Source organism: Burkholderia aenigmatica, assembly GCF_902499175.1.
In the GTDB taxonomy this organism is placed as follows: Bacteria; Pseudomonadota; Gammaproteobacteria; order Burkholderiales; family Burkholderiaceae; genus Burkholderia; species Burkholderia aenigmatica.
In genome coordinates, this window is record NZ_CABVQC010000070.1 from 13,143 (window position 1) to 31,452 (window position 18,310).

The 18,310-nt window shown below is 69.4% G+C and carries 15 protein-coding genes; 6 read left to right on the plus strand and 9 right to left on the minus strand.

Annotation, left to right across the window (positions count from 1 at the left end; all coding sequences use genetic code 11):
• Positions 1-137: 137 nt before the first annotated feature.
• From BDO18943_RS34550 to BDO18943_RS34560, 3 genes are read right to left on the minus strand one after another with little or no spacing between them, the layout of a single operon-like run.
• Positions 138-1,607 carry a sulfatase-like hydrolase/transferase gene (locus tag BDO18943_RS34550; RefSeq protein WP_175025793.1) on the minus strand — a complete coding sequence of 490 codons (1,470 nt, stop codon included), beginning with the start codon at positions 1,605-1,607 and terminating at the stop codon, positions 138-140.
• A 21-nt stretch (positions 1,608-1,628) separates the two neighbouring features.
• Positions 1,629-2,876: an MFS transporter gene (locus BDO18943_RS34555; protein ID WP_175025794.1), complete on the minus strand. Its 1,248-nt coding sequence runs from the start codon at positions 2,874-2,876 to the stop codon at positions 1,629-1,631.
• Positions 2,877-2,924: 48 nt separating this feature from the next.
• On the minus strand, positions 2,925-5,105 hold the full coding sequence (locus BDO18943_RS34560; RefSeq protein WP_175025795.1) for a beta-glucosidase family protein: 2,181 nt from the start codon (positions 5,103-5,105) through the stop codon (positions 2,925-2,927).
• Positions 5,106-5,346: 241 nt separating this feature from the next.
• On the opposite strand from BDO18943_RS34560, the gene BDO18943_RS34565 reads away from it, so the two are divergent.
• The gene (locus BDO18943_RS34565) at positions 5,347-5,967 is read left to right on the plus strand and encodes a TetR/AcrR family transcriptional regulator (protein ID WP_175025796.1); all 621 of its coding nucleotides are present in this window, start codon (positions 5,347-5,349) and stop codon (positions 5,965-5,967) included.
• Positions 5,968-6,000: 33 nt separating this feature from the next.
• Here BDO18943_RS34565 and BDO18943_RS34570 read toward each other — a convergent pair whose 3' ends face one another.
• From BDO18943_RS34570 to BDO18943_RS34585, 4 genes are all read right to left on the minus strand, one after another.
• On the minus strand, positions 6,001-8,745 hold the full coding sequence (locus BDO18943_RS34570) for an Hsp70 family protein (RefSeq protein ID WP_175025797.1): 2,745 nt from the start codon (positions 8,743-8,745) through the stop codon (positions 6,001-6,003).
• Positions 8,746-8,750: 5 nt separating this feature from the next.
• Positions 8,751-10,592 (minus strand): Hsp70 family protein, encoded by a 1,842-nt coding sequence (locus BDO18943_RS34575; RefSeq protein ID WP_043178326.1) that lies wholly within the window; start codon positions 10,590-10,592, stop codon positions 8,751-8,753.
• Positions 10,589-11,176 (minus strand): DUF2760 domain-containing protein, encoded by a 588-nt coding sequence (locus BDO18943_RS34580; RefSeq protein WP_043178329.1) that lies wholly within the window; start codon positions 11,174-11,176, stop codon positions 10,589-10,591. Before BDO18943_RS34580 ends, BDO18943_RS34575 begins: the two co-directional genes overlap by 4 nt.
• 250 nt (positions 11,177-11,426) lie before the next feature.
• Complete coding sequence (locus BDO18943_RS34585) at positions 11,427-11,867, minus strand: Rrf2 family transcriptional regulator (protein WP_175025798.1); 441 nt, start codon at positions 11,865-11,867, stop codon at positions 11,427-11,429.
• Between the two features lie 146 nt (positions 11,868-12,013).
• Here BDO18943_RS34585 and BDO18943_RS34590 point away from each other — a divergent pair, with 146 nt between their 5' ends.
• From BDO18943_RS34590 to BDO18943_RS34610, 5 genes are all read left to right on the plus strand, one after another.
• On the plus strand, positions 12,014-12,928 hold the full coding sequence (locus tag BDO18943_RS34590) for an NAD(P)/FAD-dependent oxidoreductase (protein WP_175025799.1): 915 nt from the start codon (positions 12,014-12,016) through the stop codon (positions 12,926-12,928).
• 121 nt (positions 12,929-13,049) lie between these two features.
• The gene (locus BDO18943_RS34595; RefSeq protein WP_374101868.1) at positions 13,050-13,976 is read left to right on the plus strand and encodes a LysR family transcriptional regulator; all 927 of its coding nucleotides are present in this window, start codon (positions 13,050-13,052) and stop codon (positions 13,974-13,976) included.
• A gap of 128 nt (positions 13,977-14,104) precedes the next feature.
• On the plus strand, positions 14,105-15,235 hold the full coding sequence (locus BDO18943_RS34600) for a DSD1 family PLP-dependent enzyme (protein WP_175025801.1): 1,131 nt from the start codon (positions 14,105-14,107) through the stop codon (positions 15,233-15,235).
• A gap of 112 nt (positions 15,236-15,347) precedes the next feature.
• Positions 15,348-16,319 (plus strand): ornithine cyclodeaminase family protein, encoded by a 972-nt coding sequence (locus BDO18943_RS34605; protein ID WP_175025820.1) that lies wholly within the window; start codon positions 15,348-15,350, stop codon positions 16,317-16,319.
• 22 nt (positions 16,320-16,341) lie between these two features.
• Positions 16,342-17,064: an HAD family hydrolase gene (locus BDO18943_RS34610; protein WP_175025802.1), complete on the plus strand. Its 723-nt coding sequence runs from the start codon at positions 16,342-16,344 to the stop codon at positions 17,062-17,064.
• Between the two features lie 127 nt (positions 17,065-17,191).
• Here BDO18943_RS34610 and BDO18943_RS34615 read toward each other — a convergent pair whose 3' ends face one another.
• Together BDO18943_RS34615 and BDO18943_RS34620 are read right to left on the minus strand one after the other, a co-directional pair.
• Complete coding sequence (locus BDO18943_RS34615; RefSeq protein WP_043178344.1) at positions 17,192-17,809, minus strand: glutathione S-transferase family protein; 618 nt, start codon at positions 17,807-17,809, stop codon at positions 17,192-17,194.
• Positions 17,810-17,897: 88 nt separating this feature from the next.
• A complete protein-coding gene (locus BDO18943_RS34620) occupies positions 17,898-18,266 on the minus strand; it encodes a hypothetical protein (protein ID WP_175025803.1) in 369 nt (122 codons plus the stop codon).
• Positions 18,267-18,310: the final 44 nt, after the last annotated feature.

Sequence of the window (18,310 nt, forward strand, 5' to 3'; positions counted from 1 at the left end):
AGCCGTATCGAACCGGATCGCGACACGTCGTCGAGCACTCCGCGACGTATCGCCCGGCATGCATCGCCGCGTCGCGATGCCCGGCTTGCCGGATTCGCCGATCCGGTTCGCCTCGCGAGCGAACCGGAGGCAGGCGACTATTCGCGCACGTCGCCGGGACGCGGCAGATTCACGACCGGAAACCGCACGCCCTTGGCCGACGGCAGCACGTCGGCCGTCTCCACCATCCAGCGCAGCAGGCGAGCGGCGAGCGCCGCCTCGATCGCCGCGTGCTCGGGCGCGCCGGCGAGATTGTTCATTTCGTGCGGATCGTCGCCGCGACGATAGAGTTCGGGGCTTTCATACAAACGCCACACGTAAGTCCAGTCGTGCGTGCGCACGACCGCCGCCTTGCCCACCGATTCCGGCTGCGCTTTCTGAAGGGCCGCCTTGACGTCGTACGGAAACGCCGCCCGCTCGAAATACTCGGCCTCATCGACCCGAAAACCGCCTTCGCTGAACGCGTACTCGCGATGCGCCGCGCCGGATTCCGTCAGGCACCGCGCAAAGCTTTTGCCGAAGTGCGCATGCGGCGCCTGCAGCCCGGCCAGCTGGAGCAGCGTCGGGAACACGTCGATCATCTCGACCATCGCATCCGAGCGCTCGCCTCGTACACCGCCCGCACCCGACACGATCAGCGGAATGCGCAGCAGGCATTCATTGACGCCCGACGGCCACTTCTCCGCGAGCCCGAAATCGCCGAGATATTCGCCGTGATCCGAGAAGAACGTCGTCACCAGGCTGCCCGGCTCGGCCACCCGCTGCGCGGCGTCCATCACGCGGCCGACGTGATGATCGAGACGGGACACCATCCCGTAGTACACGGCGCGCAGCTCCCGCCACTGGCGCCCGGTCAGCCGGTCCCAGCCGTGCGCGCGCGCGAGCGCGTCGACGAATGCCGGCTGCGCGCCGTGCGCGGCGAGCGGCGGCGGCACCGCATCGCGATCGACCATCGAGAACCACGGCGCCTCGACCTCGAACGGCGGATGCGGCGCGAACAGCGGCACATAGAGCACCCACGGCCCCTGCGGCGGATTCTCAAGCCAGCGTTCGGCCGTGCGCACGACGACTTCGTCGTACTCGACCGCGGCCGCGTCGGCCGTCCGCTCGCCGCGATAGAACGCGCGCGTCATCGGGTCCGACGGGTCGCCCGCCGCCTTGCTGCGCAGGAATTCGGCCGCGCTGCTGCGCGTTTCCTCGGGTAGGAAACCGTGCTCGTGCATCGACAGCTCGGTCGCGCCCGCCGCGAACGAATCGCCTCGACCGCCCGCCATCGCGACGTGATAGCCGTTGTCCTTGAACACGCGCAGAAAGCTCGGTTCGTCGGGGCCGAGCAGATATTCGAGCGTGCGGTGCCCGGCGACGTGCGGATACCAGCCGGACAGAAACGACACGCGCGACGGCGAGCACACGCTGTGCTGCCCGAACGCGTTGACGAAGGCGACGCCGTCGGCCGCGAGCCGGTCGAGGTTCGGCGTCTGCACGATCGTGTCCGGCTCGATCGCGTGTACGCAGTCGGCCCGCAACTGATCGGCGACGAAGATGATGAAATTCGGACGGGGTTGCATGATGAGAGGATCGTCAGGAAGTTATCGAACGGATTTCACGAACGCGATCGCGAGCGCACCGAGTGCGGTCACGACGCCGGCCGCCACGAACAGCGCGTCGTAGCGGATCGCGCCGCCGCTCGCGGTCAGCCACGGCGTGCACAGCGGCAGGATGATCTGCGGCACGACGTTGGCCAGGTGGAAGACGCCCATGTCCTTTGCGGCGGCATCGCGATCCGGCAGGACTTCGGTCACGAGGGCGAGGTCGACCGACAGATACGCGCCCTGCGCAATGCCGATCCAGGCCACCACCGCGATGAACTGCGCAAACGAATCGCAGGCCAGCAACGTCGGCAGGCCGAGCGCGAGCCCCATGCCCGCGCCGATCACGAACGGCTTGCGGCGCCGCAACCGGTCGGACAACCGGCCGAACGCAAGCGCGCTGAGCGTCATCGTCGCAGTCGCGACGAGCAGGCTGACGAACATCGCGTGCGGCGCATCCTGCTGCGAGAGTCCGAGCCGGTCCCGCAGAAAGAACAGCAGATAGGTCTGCAGGCTCGTCACGCCGAACAGCACCAGCGCGCGCGACAGCCACGCGAACCCGAAATCCGGATGGCGCACCGGGTTGGTCCAGAAACTCGACACCAGCATCCGCCAGTCGGGCCGGGTCACGCGCCCCGCCGCGAGCCGCCGGTCGTCCGCGAACACGACGAAGCCGAGCACGGTCGCCGCGACGAACGCGCCCTGCACCCACGCGACGGTGACGAGATCCGGCGCGAAGCGGCGCGTGATCCACATGCCGACCAGGATGCCGACGGGCGGCGTGAAGCCGACGATCGACGAATAGAAGCCGAGCTTTTCGCGCGGCACCTGATCCGGAATCACCGCGTTCAGGCCGCTCAGCGTCGCATTGAACGCGAGCGCCGTCAGCGCCCAGCCGAGCGCGAGCTGCCACGGCGTGCGCGCACCGACGATCACGGCCATCGCCGCGATGCCGGCCACCATCCCGCCCAGGATCCACGGCTTGCGCATCCCCCAGCGGCTGCGCGTATGGTCGCTCAGCACGCCGAACACCGGCTGCGCGACGAGCCCGGCGATCGCGCCGATGCCGAGCGCGTGCGCCAGCACGCTCGCCTTGTCGGCCGGCGCGATGCGCTCGGCCATCATCGGCAGGATCACCATCGGATACGGCAGCAGCGCAAGCCAGATGCCGACGAACGCGATCGTCAGCGTCACGCCGAGGTACCTGCTGCTCCGTTTGCCGCTCGCCGCGGCCATGCAATCGTCCATCTCGTCTCCGTTCACTGTGATGTGCGCGCGCCGCCGTGGTGCCGCGCTTCAGCGGCCGAACGCACGCGCGTCGAGCCGCACGTCGCCGACCAGCACCGGATCGGTGGCCGCCCGGGCGAGCACGACGCGATACGTGCCGTCGTCGATGCGCCACTGCCCGATGCGGCCGTCGAACCGCGCAAGCAGCCGCGGATCGACCGTCATCGCCAGTTCCGCCGATTCGCCCGCGCGCAACGTCACGCGCTCGAAACCAAGCAGGCGCATGTGGCCCATGCCGCAGGCATGGGTCAGGTAGATCTGCGGCACGTCGTCCCCGTCGCGCGCGCCGACGTTCGTCACGCGGAAACGGGCCCGCACGGTGTCGCCGCCCGTCAGCCGCAGATCGTCGTACGCGAACGTCGTGTAGCCGAGCCCGAAGCCGAAACCGAAGCGCGGCGGCTCGCCCGTCTTCGCGAACCAGCGATAGCCGACCTCCGCACCCTCGTGGTAATGCACGTCGATCGGCGTGCCGAGCTCGACGTCCGCGCCCGGCAAAGCCGGATGCGGCGTATGCGCGATGTCCGCCGGGAACGTGACGGGCAGGCGCCCCGACGGATTGACGCGGCCGGTCAGGATCTCGGCCAGCGCCCGCGCGCCCGCCTGCCCCGGATACCACGCCTGCACGATCGCGGCCACGTCGCCGGCCCACGGCATCGCGACCGGGTTGCCCGTCTGCAGCACGACGACGACGTTCCGGTTCGCGCCCGCCACCGCTTCGATCAGCGCATCCTGCCCGAACGGCAGCGACATGTCGGGACAGTCGAAGCGCTCGCCTTCGTGACGGATCGCGTGGACGATCACGACGTCGGCGCGGCGCGCGAGCGCGACGGCGTCGGCGACGTGCGCGCCGCTGTCGAACTCGATGACCGCGTCCGGCAGCATGGCGCGCAGCGCGCCCAGCGGCGAGGCGCCGCCGATGCAGAGCGCGGTCGGACCGAGCAGCGGATGGCTGCGCATCGGCACCACCGCGGCGTAGCCGCCGGCCGGCATGACCTGGCTGGAGCCGGACCCGGATACCACGCCCGCCTGCGCGAAACCGCCGATCACGGCGATCCGCCGACGCTCGGGCGCGAGCGGCAGTACGCGCTCGTTCTTCAGCAGCACGATGCCTTCGCGCGCGATCTGCAGCGCAACCGCGCCATGCGCGTCGAAATCGACCGGCTCCGGCGCCCGTTCGCGATCGATCCCGATCGCGTAGCACGAACGCAGGATGCGCCGGACCATCTCGGCGATGCGCTCGCGCGGCACCTTGCCGGCGTCGTACGCGCGCCGCAGCGGCTCGTTGAACCATTCGGCCTCGTCGAGCTGCGCGCCCGAGTGCTGATCGAGGCCCGCGAGCGCGAACTCCCAGCCGTACACCGCGCGCCAGTCGGACATGATCCAGCCCCGGAATGCCATCGCGTCCTTGACGACGTCCTGCAGCAACGCCCGGTTGCCGCTCGCGTATTCGCCGTTCACAAGGTTGTAGGCCGCCATCAGCGCGCCGGGCCGGCCGCCCTCGATCGCGAGCTGGAACGCGAGCAGATCGCTCTCGCGATGCGCGTCGGGATCGATGACGGCGTTCAGGAAGAACTTGTTGGTCTCGGTCGCATTGAGCGACACGTGCTTGAGCAGCGCAATCACACCCTCGCGCTGCGTGCCGTCGACGACGTTCGCGCCGATCCGGCCGGACAGCAGCGGGTCCTCCGACACGTACTCGAAGTTGCGGCCGTTGCGGACGTCGCGCACCAGGTTGATGCCGCCGCCGAGCGCGACGTTGAAGCCGCGCGCGCGCGCTTCGCGGCCGACCGCCTCGCCCATGCGGCGCGCCAGCGCCGGGTTGAAGGTCGCGCCAAGCGCGAGGCCGGCCGGGAACGCGGTCGCGCGCTCGCCCGGCGTTTCGGTGTGCCGCAGGCCGAGGCTCGCGTCGGCGAGCTTCAGCGCCGGCACGCCGAGCCGCGGCACGCCCGGCACGTAGCCCGCGATCACCGGCAGATCGGCCGGCACGCGCGGCTCGCGGCCGCTGCGGCCGAACACCCGGATCATCAGGCTGTAGAGCAGCGAAAAGCGCTCGTCGTCGGTCATCCGGGCTTCGGTCTCCCGCGCACGCGCGTCGGGGCAGGCTGACGCGTCGGGCGCGCCGTGCGGCTCCGTGAGACCGGCGTCGGGCGACGCGATGCGTTCGTGAGACAGGCTGGTGGGTATCGACATGGCGTGGCTTCGATCGTCTCCGCGAAATCGCGGACATCCAATAATTATCCGAGTGGATAATTATTTTTTGGAATGACCTGCGCTGTCAAGCGATCGCCATGAAAAGCGGCGCGGGGTTTTCCCGGACCCCGGTACGCGCCGGAGACACCGTATCGACGCCGAATGAAGTGCGGGAACACGGCCCGTTGCGGCCGATGCGGCCGGACGGCACAATCGACGGGTTCGATCGAGGAAAGGAAACATGCAGATTGCCCGTCAGGCACAACAGGAACGCAGCGAGCAAACCCGCTCGGAGATTCTGGGCATCGCGCTCGAGCAGTTCTCGACGCGCGGTTTCGATGCGGTCAGCGTGCGGGACATCGCCGATGCGGCCGGCGTGAATCACGCGATGATCCGCTACTACTTCGGCAACAAGGAGAACCTGTGGCGCGCCAGCGTGACGCAGCTGTTCGACCGGTTCATGGACGGCGTCGCGTTGCCGGACCCGGCGTCGGACACGTTTTCGATGGATGCCGTCAAGCAGTACATCCGCAACTACGTGCGTTATTGCGCGGCGCACCCCGAACACGCGCGGCTGATGATGCAGGAAGCGAATCGCGATTCGGAGCGGCTGAAATGGATGGCCGAAACGTTCGTGCGGCCGCGCCACGACCGCTCGGTCCCGCTGATCCGCTACGTCAGCGAAACGACCCGGGGGCTCGCGTCGATCGAGCCGGTCCAGTTGCTGTACATGATCACGGCCATCGCGCAGGTGCCCTATCTGCTGACGGCCGAAATGCGCTATGCGCACGGCATCGACGCACTCGATGAAAAGGCGATCGACGCGCACTGCGAGAGCGTCGTCGCCTTCATCTTCCGTTGAGCCCGCGCGCGCCGCCGCCGTCCGCTGGCAGGCTCACCCAGCCAGCAGCTTCAACCCCGCCGGCAGCGTTTCGCCGAACACGCGCACCGTGTCGGCTTCGTCGAACGCGATCGCTTCGCGCACCATGTCGATCCACGCCGTCGACGCATTCGCGGCCGACAAGCGCTTGATCACGGCCTCGCGTGTGTCGTCCGGCAGGTCGCGCGAACGGTCTCCGGTCATCCGCGCAATCTGTGCGGCCGCGAACGCGGCCGGTTCGACCTGCTTCCAGTCGAGCGTGAACAGCGCATCGAGCCAACCCTTCGCGGCTTCCGCCGGCACGACACTGTGCGCGCTCCCGTAGAACGGCCGCCGCGCGCCGATGCGCCCGAGCGCCCACGCACACAGCGCACGCTCGCCCGGCTTCTGCAACTGCGCGATCAGCCGCTCAGCCAGCTCGACCTTGCGCTCGACCGGCAGTCGCTCAAGCGACGCGGACAACCGCGTCATGTCGGCCGGCCCGACCTTGCCCGGATCGAACGGCAGCTTGCGCCGCTTGTCATCGGTCGGTTCGAGGAACGCGATTGCGTCGCGCACCTGCGTCTGCGCATCGTCGTCGAGGCCGCCGGCCACGCGCCGCCACAGCGTCCACCACTCCGACCACACCTGCCCGTCGGTCACGTATTGAATCCCGTCGTCGAACAACGGCCACAGCTGCTCGATCCGCCACGCGTCGAGCGGATGGCCTAAGCCCGGACGCAGGCAATAGCCGGCAAGATTCAGCCACGCACGTTCGTGATCGGCCGAGCGCCGCCGCCGCCGTGCGCGCGCGAGCAACGCGTCGAACAATTCGCGCGCGAGCGCGACATCCCAGTCTTCGCGCGCACCGAGCACCTGTTCGAGCTGCGCGCGCAGCCGGCGCGTGTCTTTCGGCGTGACGCCGGCGGCCTTGCTGCCGAACGAGCGCTCGATCAGTTCGATTGCCTGGTCAAGCCGCGGATGCCGCGCGAGTGCAGCGTCATCACCCTGCGCGGGCGCATCGCCACGCAACTGGAATTCGAGCCGCCAGCGGCGCGCCGCATCGTCGGTCGCGATGCAGTGCATTTCGAGCGTGCCGACCTCGGTCAGCGACGCGGTGAGCTTCACCGGCGTTTCGCGCGCATCGCCGCCCGCTTTTGCGTCGACGACCGTCGCAATCGGCGGCAGCCGCACGAAATCGCCGCCGTCGAGATCGACGAGATCGCCGGGCCGGTACGCCGTCTCGGCCACTGTCGACACGAGGTGGAAACGCACCGGCTGCCCGAGTTGCAGCGCGAACGTACGATCGTCGAGCCGGATCTCGTGGCCCTCTTCCGTGCCGCGCGGCAGCAGGCAGACGCCGCGCGCGGCCGTGTCTGCGGCGCCATCGTCGAGTACGAGGAAATAGCTGCGCGCGGAGCCGCCGCCGATACGCGGCGCATGCCCGGCGCGCGCGAGCCCATAGGCCACCGCGCCGCGCGCGACCGCCACATCCGGATGCGCGTTGTGCAGCACGTCGAGCGGCGCGCCGCGCCACGCGCCGAGCGTCTGCGCGAGACGGCCGGCGAGCGCGCCCGCACGGAACACGCCGCCGTTGAGCAGCAGCGTGTCGGGCAGCGGGCCTTCCGCATGACGATTCAGGAACGCGGCGACGTGGCGCGTCACGGCCGCGTCGCTCGCATACGGCAGCCCGAATTCAACGATCGCGGCGCGCGCACGGCGCGGCAGTTCGCCGGCTTCGACCCGCGGAAAAAAGCCATCGACGACGATCTGCTCGACTTCCTGCCGTGTCAGCTCGGCCGAACGCGCGCCGCCGACGAGCTTGCTGCCCGCGCCGAGCAGCGTGACGTTGACGGATTCGGGGGCATCGTCGCCGAGCAGCCGCTCCTTCGCTGCACGGCAACGCTCGACGAGCTGCGACAGGCTCGCGGCGGACAGCCGCGTGCCGGGCTCGGTCAGCCGCGACTCGACCAGCCGCGCGAGCGCGAGGTCCATGTTGTCGCCGCCGAGCATCAGGTGATTGCCGACGCCGACGCGCGTGAAGGTCGGCTCGCCATCGTCGCCCGGCGCGACATCGACGAGCGTGAGGTCGGTCGTGCCGCCGCCGACGTCGCAGATCAGCACGCGCCGCGCGGCGGCAAACGTGTCGCGCAACGTCTCGCGCTGGCCGTACAGCCAGTCGTAGAACGCGGCCTGCGGCTCTTCCAGCAGCCGCAGCGCGGGCAGCTTCGCGCGTCGCGCGGCCTCGACCGTCAGTGCGCGCGCGCCGTCGTCGAACGACGCGGGCACCGTCAGGATCACGTCCTGCTTCGCGAGCGGCGCATCGGGAAAACGTGCGTCCCACGCGTCGCGCACGTGTGCGAGATAGCTCGCGCTGGCATCGACCGGCGACACCTTGTCGACGCCGTCGGCCGCGCCCCACGGCAGGATCGCCGCGAGCCGGTCGACCGACGCGTGCGACAGCCAGCTCTTCGCGCTCGTGACGAGCCGGCCCGGCACCTGCGCGCCGAGCGTGCGCGCGTAGCGGCCGATCACGGCCGGCGTCGCACCGGCCGCGTTCGCTTTCGCGTGGGCGGCCCACGGCAGCCGCAGCGTCTCCGGCGGCAGCTCGCCCGCCGCCGGGTGATAGCGCACCGACGGCAGCAGCGGCTGCGCGGCCACCGCGCCGGGGCCGACCAGCTGCTCGACGTCGAACACGCGGATCGCGTCGGAACCGACCTCGACGTACGCGACGACCGTATTGCTGGTGCCGAGGTCGATCCCGACCGTATAGCGCTTCATCGCGCTCAGGCGGCGCCGCGCACGTCGAACTCGACCTTCCAGCGCTCGTTCGTGCCGCTCGGGATCGCCTCGAGTTCGAGCGTGCCGGCTTCGGTCACGCGCGCATGCAGCTTCACCGGCACGACCTCACCGACCGTGCGCCCTTCGGCGGGCAGCGTCGCCTGGATTTCCTCCAGCTCCTGCAGCTCTTCCGGCGACCAGTAGTCGAGCAGCGTGCCGACCTGATCCTGGCGGCGCACCGACGAACCGAAGAAGCGGAACTGCACCGGTTCGCCGACGACGAGGCCGAACTCCTGCGGCGGCAGCGCCGCGTCCGAGCCCTCCTCCATCCCGAACGGTGCGACGCACAGCGCCTGCACCGGCGGTTCGAGCCCCGGCACCGCGGGCATCGCCGATTCGATCGCGACGTAGTACGCGCGCGCCGTGCCGCCGCGAATGCGCACGCCACGGCCGCGCTTCACGAAGCCGTAGTACGCCGCGCCGCGTGCGACCGCGAGATCGAGATCCGCGCCTTCCAGCAGGCGGGCCGGCGGCGCGCCTTCAGCGGCGAGCCAGCTGTTGAGCGTATCGAGCACGCGCTGCGTGAGCAGCGTCGACTTGAACACGCCGCCGTTGAACAGCACGGCGGTCGGATGCAGGAACGTCGCGCCCGGCGGCAGCGTGCGCTGCACGCCTTCGAGCGAGTCGAGCGCCGCAACCTGGCGGCCGAGGAACGCCGCGAGATGGCGCGTGATGCCCGCGTCCTGTGCGTACGGCAGGCCGAGCTGCGTCAGGCCGACGCGCGCGCGGCTCACCGGGCGCGCGGCTGCGTCCACCTGCGGGAAGAAGCCTTCGAGGATCGTCTGCGTGAGTTCCGCGCGCGTCAGCTCCGTGCGGATCGAGCCGCCGATCAGTTTCGAGCCGCGGCTCGGCACGACGAGCGGCACCGCGTCGGTCGTCGGGTCGGACAGCAGCGTTTCCTTCGCGGAACGACACGCGTACGTGAGCGCGCGCAGTTGCCACGGATCGGCCTGCGTGCCCTGCTGCGCGAGCTTGCGCGCAACGATATGCGCAAGCGCGAGGTCCATGTTGTCGCCGCCGAGCAGGATGTGCTCGCCGACCGCCACACGATGCAACTCGAGATTGCCTTCGCGCTCGACCACCGCGATCAGCGACAGGTCGGTCGTGCCGCCGCCGACGTCGACGCACAGGATCAGGTCGCCGACCTGCACCTGCTTGCGCCAGCCGCCCTGGCTCTTCTGGATCCAGCTGTACAGCGCGGCCTGCGGCTCTTCGAGCAGCGTCATCCGCGAGTAGCCGGCGGCGCGGGCGGCCTCGGCCGTCAGTTCGCGCGCGGCCGGGTCGAACGATGCGGGGATCGTGACCGTCACGTCCTGGTCGGCGAACGGCGCGTCGGGATGCGTGTGGTCCCACGCTTCGCGCAGGTGCGTCAGGTAGCGGATCGAGCTTTCCAGCGGCGACACGCGCGACACTTCCGGCGGCGCATCGCTCGGCAGGATCGCCGCGCGGCGGTCGACGCCCGGGTGGCACAGCCAGCTCTTCGCGCTCGACACGAGGCGGATCGGCGTGCCGGCGCCGCGGGTGCGCGCCATCTCGCCGACCGCGAAGGCGCGCGAGGCCGTCCATGGCAGCGTCAGGTCGCCCTGCGTCAGTTCGCTTTCATGCGGCAGGTAGAGGAACGACGGCAGCAGGTCGCGCGACTCCAGCGCGCCGGGCGCGGTGAGCTGCGCGATCGGCAGCACCTGCTGCGTGATGGTTTCGCCGTCGCTCGCGGCGCTGTCGACATACGACAGCGCGCAGTGGGTCGTACCGAGATCGATACCGATCGAATAGCGCGGATCGCTCACAGTTCCACCTCCGCCGGTGCGACGACCGATGCGTCGTGGCTGCCCGTCAGCTTCGGCAGGCGCACGTCGGCCACCCGCCAGCCACGATGGCTGACCGTGCCCGTGAACGGCGCGGAGCCGACCACGTTGCCCGTCACGCGCACGGCCGTCGCGTCGAAACCGGCCGGCAGCGTCACGCGGCTGCCTTCGGCTTCGTCGCGCACCGGCACGATCGTGAAGTGTTCGCGCAACGCGGCACGGCAGCCGTCGTGCACGAGGCGCGCGGCCGCGCCGATGTCGGCGTCCGCGTAGCCGGCGATGTCTTCCTCGACGAAGTCGATGAAGCGCGCATCGCGCTGCAGCAGGCCGAGCAGTTGCAGGGCGGCCTGCGGGGTCGCTTCGCGCAGCTCGGGTGCCGGCGCCTTCACGGGCGCGGCGGCAGGCGCCGGGGCCGGGGCGGCAGCGGGTGCCGGCGCGACGGGTGCCGGCGCGCCATCGCGCACGCGCAGCACGCCGGCCGCAAACTCGCGGTTGCCGAGCACGGAGAAGAACGTCCCGACGGCAAGCGACAGCCGGCCGAAGAAGGACAGGTTGGATTCGGGCATGAGGTCTGGACTCCTGTGGGCTCGCGACATGGCGAGCGATCTTGCCTGGGCGCCCGGCGGTGGCGTGCGGATTGCGAACTGCCGCCGCCCGGCGCGTGATTCGGTCGCGCCCTCGCGGGTGCGGAAAACCCGTATTTTGCCCTGTGGCGGGCGAACCGGGCAGAAGTTGGGGGACAGAACGTTGCGACGCAGCGGTTTCGGCCGTGCCGGATCGCACGTCGGCCACGCTCGGCCGCGATGCTGCGGCGCGTCAGCGCGGCTTGCGCCGCCGGGCCGCCTTCGCTTCGAATTCGCGCGACAGCATGCCGAGCGTGACTTCGCCGAAGCGGGCCAGCAGCGTCGTCTCGGCATCTTTCAGCGTCGCCGACAGGTGTGCGTTGACGGCCTGCTCGACCAGGCATTCGGCCTCGTCGTCGGTGACGAGATCGGAGAACAGCGGCGGCTCACCCACCGCGCGATAGACGTCGAGCAGCGTGATGTCGTCGAGCGCGACACTCAGCACCCATCCGCCGCCGTGCCCCTTCTCCGACTGCACGTAGCCGCGGTCGCGCAAGCCGCCGAGCAAGCGCCGCACGACCACCGGATTCGTGCACAGCATCGTCGCGATCGCTTCGGACGTCATCGGGCCGTCGACCTGGTCCATGTGGATCAGCGCATGCAGCATGCGCGACAAGCGACTGTCGGTTCTCACAAGCGGCGCTCCCCTCTCTCGAAACTTTTGAAGTTGCGTGAATGATACCATCGCCCTATCATGCAACTTCTCGTGTTTCATGAGTTGGGTTGGCCGTGATCGGAACACGTCCGTCATTCACGCAGGTTCAGGAAAGGAGAAGGTGCATGCATGACCGTCATGAAGTGATCGTGATCGGCGGCAGCTTTGCGGGGCTGTCGGCCGCGATGCAGCTTGCGCGGGCGCGCCGCCGCGTGCTCGTGATCGACGCCGGCCGGCCGCGCAACCGCTTTGCCGCGCACGCGCACGGCTTTTTCGGGCAGGACGGCAAACCGCCCGCGCAGATCGTCGACGAAGCCGCCGCGCAACTCGCCACGTATCCGACCGTGCGGCGCATCGCGGGCGACGTACGCACGGCCGGGCGCGCTGCGGACGGCCGCTTTCACGTGACGCTGGCCGACGGCAGCCGTGCGAGCGCCGACCGGTTGATCCTCGCAACCGGCATCCGCGACGAACTGCCGGCGCTGCCGGGGCTCACGGAACGCTGGGGCGTCAGCGTGCTGCATTGCCCGTATTGCCATGGGTACGAGGTGAGCGGCCAGCGGCTCGGCGTGCTCGCCACGCATCCGCTGTCCGTGCATCAGGCGATCCTGATTCCGGATTGGGGCCCGACGACGTGGTTCACGCAGGGCGTGGCCGAAGCGAACGAAGAAGAGACCGTGTTGCTCGAGGCGCGCAGCGTACGCATCGAGCGGTCGCCGGTCGTTGAAATCCTGGGCGATGCGCCGCGTATCGAAGCATTGCGGCTCGCCGACGGGCAGGTCGTGCCGATCGATGCGCTGTTCGTCGGTGCGCGCACGGCCATGGCGAGCGATCTCGCGCAGCAGCTCGGCTGCGCATTCGACGACGGGCCGCTCGGCCCGGTCGTTCGCGTCGATGCGGGGAAGCAGGCGAGCGTCTCCGGCGTATTCGTGGCGGGCGACGCATCGACACCGATGTCCAACGCGACGTTCGCGTCGGCGTCCGGTGTGATGGCCGGGGTCGCCGCGCACCGGTCGCTGATTTTCGGCCTCGACCGGTAACGGTGCGTGGCGCCGCGGGCTGTATCGTTCGAAGCGGCGACGCGATCCGCATCCCCATCGATGGATTCGCGTCGCGATGTGCGGTTTAATGCTCGGCACATCCAGCATTAAGAGACATGAAATGCTCGACCTCGACGACCTTCGACTCGTGCGCGCAATCGGCACGTCGCGCTCGCTGGCCTCGGCCGCGCGGCTGCTCGATCTCACGCCGCCCGCGGTCACGATTCGCCTGCAGCGGATGGAAGCGCGCTTGAACGCACGGCTCGCCGTGCGGCAGCCGAAAGGGATCGCGTTGACCGACGAAGGGCAACGGCTGTACCAGGAGGCCGTCGACATTCTCGAGCGCGTGGAGGCGCTGCCGGTCAGCATCTCGGGCGACCACGGCGACGTGCGCGGCACGCTGCGTGTCGTCGCCCCGCTCGGCTTCGGGCGAAAGTACGTCGCGCGGATCGTGCGCGACGTGCAACGCGCGCATCCGAAGCTCGACATCGCGCTCCACCTGTCGGAGAGCCCGTTGACCGGCGCGTCGGGGGCCGACGTGGTCGTTCACGTCGGCAGCCTCAAGTCGTCGTCGTGGATCGGGTATCCGCTCGCGCCCAACGCGCGCTTTCTGTGCGCGAGCCCGGCCTATGCACGCCGCCTCAAGGAACTGAACCATCCGTCCGACCTGGCCCGCTACGACTGCCTGTGCCTGCGCGAGAACGACGAGGACATCCCGCGATGGCGCTTCTCGCAAGGCGGCGACGTCAAGGGCGAGCCGAGGCGGTCCGCCGTGATCCGCGTCACCGGCGCGCTGTCCTCCAACGACGGCACCGTCATCACGGAACGGGCGCTGGCCGGCCTCGGGATCGTCGAACGCTCCGAGTGGGACGTCGCCCCGCTGCTGGCGAACGGCAGGCTCGTCCGCTTGCTGCCCGACTGGCATCTGCCGCCCGCGCCGGTGACGGCGCTGCTGCCGTCGCGCACCGGCCGCTCCGCGCGGCAACGGGTGTTTCTCGAAGCCGCGACGCGGTTTCTGAGCCCGCCGCCGTGGCGCGGCAAGGCGTGAGCCGCGCCACGCCCCGCACGATTCGACCGATTAAGCAGCGTTTAATGCCGGATTAGCCACGCGTTAAACACGGGGCCCGTCGACGCCCCTACAGTGTCCGCATCGGCACCCCTCCGAGGCAACGCATCGTGGACCTTCAAACCCTCAACACGCCGGCCGCCCTGATCGACGTCAGCCGAATGCGTCACAACATCGGCCGCATGCAGGCGCATCTGGACGCGCTCGGCGTCAGGTTCCGGCCGCACGTCAAGACCACCAAATGCGCGCACGTCGTTGATGCGCAGATCGCAGCGGGCGCGCAGGGCATCACGGTGTCGACGCTCAAGGAAGCCGAACAGTTTTTCGCGCACGGCATCCGGGACATCGTCTACGCGGTCGGCATCGTGCCCGCGAAGCTGGGCCAGGCGCTCGCGCTGCGCCGGCAAGGTTGCGACCTGAAGCTGGTCGCCGACAGCCTGCCGGCCGCGCACGCGATCGCCGAGTTCGGGCATGCGCACGGCGAGCGCTTCGACGTATGGATCGAAGTCGACGTCGACGGCCACCGCTCCGGGATTCCGCCCGAGGCCGACCTGCTGATCGACGTGGGCCGCGCGCTGGTCGACGGCGGGATGGCGCTCGGCGGGGTGCTGGCGCACGCGGGCTCCAGCTATGAATACGACACGCCCGAAGCGCTGGCGGCAATCGCCGAGCAGGAACGCAGCCGCACCGTGGGGGCGGCGGAGCGCCTCCGGGCCGCCGGGCTGCCCTGCCCGGTCGTGAGCATCGGCTCGACACCCACCGCCCTCGCGGCGCAACACCTCGACGGCGTCACCGAGGTGCGCGCCGGCGTGTACGTGATGTTCGACCTCGTGATGCACAACATCGGCGTGTGCGACCTGGCCGACATTGCGCTGTCGGTGCTGACCACCGTCATCGGGCACCAGGAAGAGAAAGGCTGGGCGATCGTCGACGCGGGCTGGATGGCGATGAGCCGCGACCGCGGCACGCAGCGCCAGGCGCGCGATTTCGGCTACGGGCAGGTCTGCACCGAACACGGCGACGTGCTCGGCGACTACGTGATGAGCGCCGCCAACCAGGAGCACGGGATCGTGTCGCGCGCGGGCTCGCCCGACTCCGGCATCGCGCAACGATTTCCGATCGGCACCCGCCTGCGCATCCTGCCGAATCACGCGTGCGCCACCGGCGCGCAACATCCCGAGTATCAGGCCATCGGCGAAGACGGCGGCGCGCAGACGTGGCCGCGCTTCTATGGGTGGTGAATCCAACCGCGCGTCCACGCGGTGCCACCGATTAATTGACTATTTATCCAAATCTGGACAAAATTTAAACCTCCCTCCCCGATTCGCCTTGCACCGGAAAGGCCAACCCGACATGCCGACAGACGCCCGACTCCTGCTTCTCGACCGCGACGCCGTCGAACCCGCCCTCCAGGCCCCGCAAGTAACGGCGGCGGTTCGCGAAGCCTTCGTGCTGCACAGTCAACGGGCCGGACGCGTGTTCCCGGTGGTTCGCGAGAAGCTGCACACCGGCGGCGTGTTCGGCATCAAGTCGGGCGACGTCGCGTGCCAGGATCTGCTCGGTTTCAAGGCGGCCGGGTTCTGGCCCGGCAACCGGGCGCTCGGCGGCGAACCGCATCAGGCCACCGTCGCGCTGTTCGACCCGGCCACGGGCCGCCCGCTATGCATCATGGACGGCAATGCGATCACCACCGCGCGAACCGGTGCGGCCGGCGGCCTCGGGCTGCAACTGCTTGCGCGTCGCGACAGCACGCGAATCTGCGTGTTCGGCACGGGCGTGCAGGCACGGGTCCAGCTCGACTACGCGCTCGCGCTGCTGCCGCAACGGTGCACGGTGCAGTACGTGAACGTCAGCGGCGAACCGGATCCGGTGTTCGAATCGGCCTTCCGGGAACGATGCACGATCGGCGTGGCCCGCGACCAAAACGACGCGGTGGCCGACAGCGACGTGGTCATCACGGCAACGCCGGGCGGCGGCGCGCTGTTCGATGCGGATGCGGTTCAGCCGGGCACCCACCTGACCTGCGTGGGCACCGACACCGCCGGCAAGCGCGAGCTTCCGGCAGGCGTGCTGGCACGCGCGCGCATCGTCGTGGACGATCACGATCAGGCGCGCAGCATTGGCGAATGCCAGTGGGCGCCGGATTTGCCATGCACGGAAATCGGTGACATCCTCACCGGAACCGCGTCGGTCGAGCGCGCACCGCACGAGATCACCGTCTTCGACATGACCGGGCTCGCGCTTCAGGACCTGACCGTCGCACGCTTCCTGTATCAGCAGGCCCTCGAAAACGGCACCGGAATCGCCATTCCGTGGCCCTGGTAAACGAAATTCCCCGTCAATCGCCATGCGTCTCACCCAAGTTTCCGCCCTCTCGTTCGACCTGGACGACACCCTGTGGCCGTTCGGGCCGGCCGTCGTACGGGCCGAAGCCGCCCTCCGCGCGTGGCTGATCGAGCATGCGCCCGGTACCGCAAGCGTGCTGACCACGCAGCAGGCGCTGAGCGCGCTACGTGAGGAATACGAACGATTGTGCCCCGGGCTCGCCGGCGACTTCCGCGCGATGAGAATCGGCTCGATCAGGCTGGCGCTGGAGCGTGCGAACGAAGATATCGCGCTCACCGAGCATGCGTACGCCGCCTTCTATGCCGCACGCAACCGGGTCGAATTCTATGAAGATGCGCTGCCGGCACTCGCGTGGTTGAGCGCGCGCTTCCCGTTGATCGCGGTGACCAACGGCAACGCGGATCTTCAGCTGACCGGCGGCGGCGAATTCTTTCGTACGACGCTCAGCGCGCAGGCGTTCGGAGTCGCGAAGCCGGAGCCCGGGATCTTCCATGCGGCGGCGCAAACGCTCGATGTGCGGCCGGCGGAATTGCTGCATGTCGGCGACGACTATCACCTCGATATCGTCGGCGCATTGAACGCGGGACTTCAGGCAGCGTGGGTGGTGCGCGATACGCATCCGGAAACGGAGCGTGTTCGGCAGCAGGCCGCGACGCCGCACCTCACACTCAGCGACCTGTCGATGCTGTGTCGCGCGCTCGGCGGGCCTGACACCGTAGCGTGAGCGCCTGCGTGCGTCACACTCGCGACGCACGCTTCCCCGCCATGACACGCGGCTGACCACCGTTCACCGATGACGCAAATGGAACGACCGGCCACGCCGATGCGGCGCATGACCGGCCGCCGCCCATTCACGCCGCCTTGCGCGCGTCCGCGATCCGTTGCGGCGCCTTCGGCCGCGCATACAGCCGTTCGAGATACGCGCGCAGCTGCGGGAACGATTCGATCAGGTTGCACTCGCCGGCCCAATCGATCAGGTAGGCCGTCACGCAATCGGCCACCGTCAGCGTGTCCCCGACGATGAACGCGCGCCCTTCGAGATGCTTGTCGAGGATCGCGGCCATCGTCTTGAAATCCTCGCGCGCCAGTTCGATATCGGCCGGCGAGCGCTTCTCCGGCGGATAGATGAACGAATGCCGCGTGATCCGCCACAGCGGCTGCTCGAGCTCCGTCACCGCGAACATCACCCACCGGTAAGCCTCGGCCCGCAGCGCCGGATCGACCGGCAGCAGCGCCTTCTCCGGGTACTTGTCCGCGAGATACAGCACGATCGCGGCCGACTCGGGAATCACGAGGTCGCCGTCCACCAGCACGGGCACCTTGCCGGCCGGATTGAGGCGCAGGAATTCGGGCCGCTTGTGCTCGCCCTGGAGCAGGTTCACCGAGATGAACTCGAAATCGGCATCCAGTTCTTTCAGCCCCCACAGCGCGCGTTGCGAGCGGGTGCCGGCAAATCCGTAAAGCTTCATCGCCAGTCTCCATCCAGAATGTCGGGAAAATCTCCACTTGCCGGCCACGGCGCATCGCCGATACGCGATGCGCGGCCTCGCCCGTCGTTCACGCGCCGGGAATCGCCAGCACCGGCATCACGTCGATCGCCACGCCCGGGAACAGCGTGAAATGCGGATGGCCTTCGAACAGCGCGGCCGCGGCGTCGTGCGACGCGGCCCGCACGATGGTGAAGCCGCTCATCGCGTTCACCGTGTCCGCGACGCCGGCCGCATCGACGGTCTTGGTCTTGCCGAGCGGCCCGCCCATCTCGACGATCGCGTCGCGATGCCGGTCGACCCACGCATGCCATGCGGCGATGCCGTCGCGCTCGCGCGTGCGCCGCGCGTCCTCCGGCAGCGCCATCCAGGCCTTCATGGCCGGGCTATCCTTGGTCCCGAGAAATACCGCGAGATACAACTGCTGTTGAGCACTCATGCTGTCTCCTCCGGTGACGGACGCGACGGGCTGCCGCGCCTCGA

Coding starts and splice junctions, on each gene's coding strand:
- BDO18943_RS34550 (WP_175025793.1), bottom strand. CDS start 1,607: ATGCAACCCCGTCCGAATTTCATCATCTTCGTCGCCGATCAGTTGCGG.
- BDO18943_RS34555 (WP_175025794.1), bottom strand. CDS start 2,876: ATGGACGATTGCATGGCCGCGGCGAGCGGCAAACGGAGCAGCAGGTAC.
- BDO18943_RS34560 (WP_175025795.1), bottom strand. CDS start 5,105: ATGTCGATACCCACCAGCCTGTCTCACGAACGCATCGCGTCGCCCGAC.
- BDO18943_RS34565 (WP_175025796.1), top strand. CDS start 5,347: ATGCAGATTGCCCGTCAGGCACAACAGGAACGCAGCGAGCAAACCCGC.
- BDO18943_RS34570 (WP_175025797.1), bottom strand. CDS start 8,745: ATGAAGCGCTATACGGTCGGGATCGACCTCGGCACCAGCAATACGGTC.
- BDO18943_RS34580 (WP_043178329.1), bottom strand. CDS start 11,176: ATGCCCGAATCCAACCTGTCCTTCTTCGGCCGGCTGTCGCTTGCCGTC.
- BDO18943_RS34590 (WP_175025799.1), top strand. CDS start 12,014: ATGCATGACCGTCATGAAGTGATCGTGATCGGCGGCAGCTTTGCGGGG.
- BDO18943_RS34595 (WP_374101868.1), top strand. CDS start 13,050: ATGCTCGACCTCGACGACCTTCGACTCGTGCGCGCAATCGGCACGTCG.
- BDO18943_RS34605 (WP_175025820.1), top strand. CDS start 15,348: ATGCCGACAGACGCCCGACTCCTGCTTCTCGACCGCGACGCCGTCGAA.
- BDO18943_RS34610 (WP_175025802.1), top strand. CDS start 16,342: ATGCGTCTCACCCAAGTTTCCGCCCTCTCGTTCGACCTGGACGACACC.
- BDO18943_RS34615 (WP_043178344.1), bottom strand. CDS start 17,809: ATGAAGCTTTACGGATTTGCCGGCACCCGCTCGCAACGCGCGCTGTGG.
- BDO18943_RS34620 (WP_175025803.1), bottom strand. CDS start 18,266: ATGAGTGCTCAACAGCAGTTGTATCTCGCGGTATTTCTCGGGACCAAG.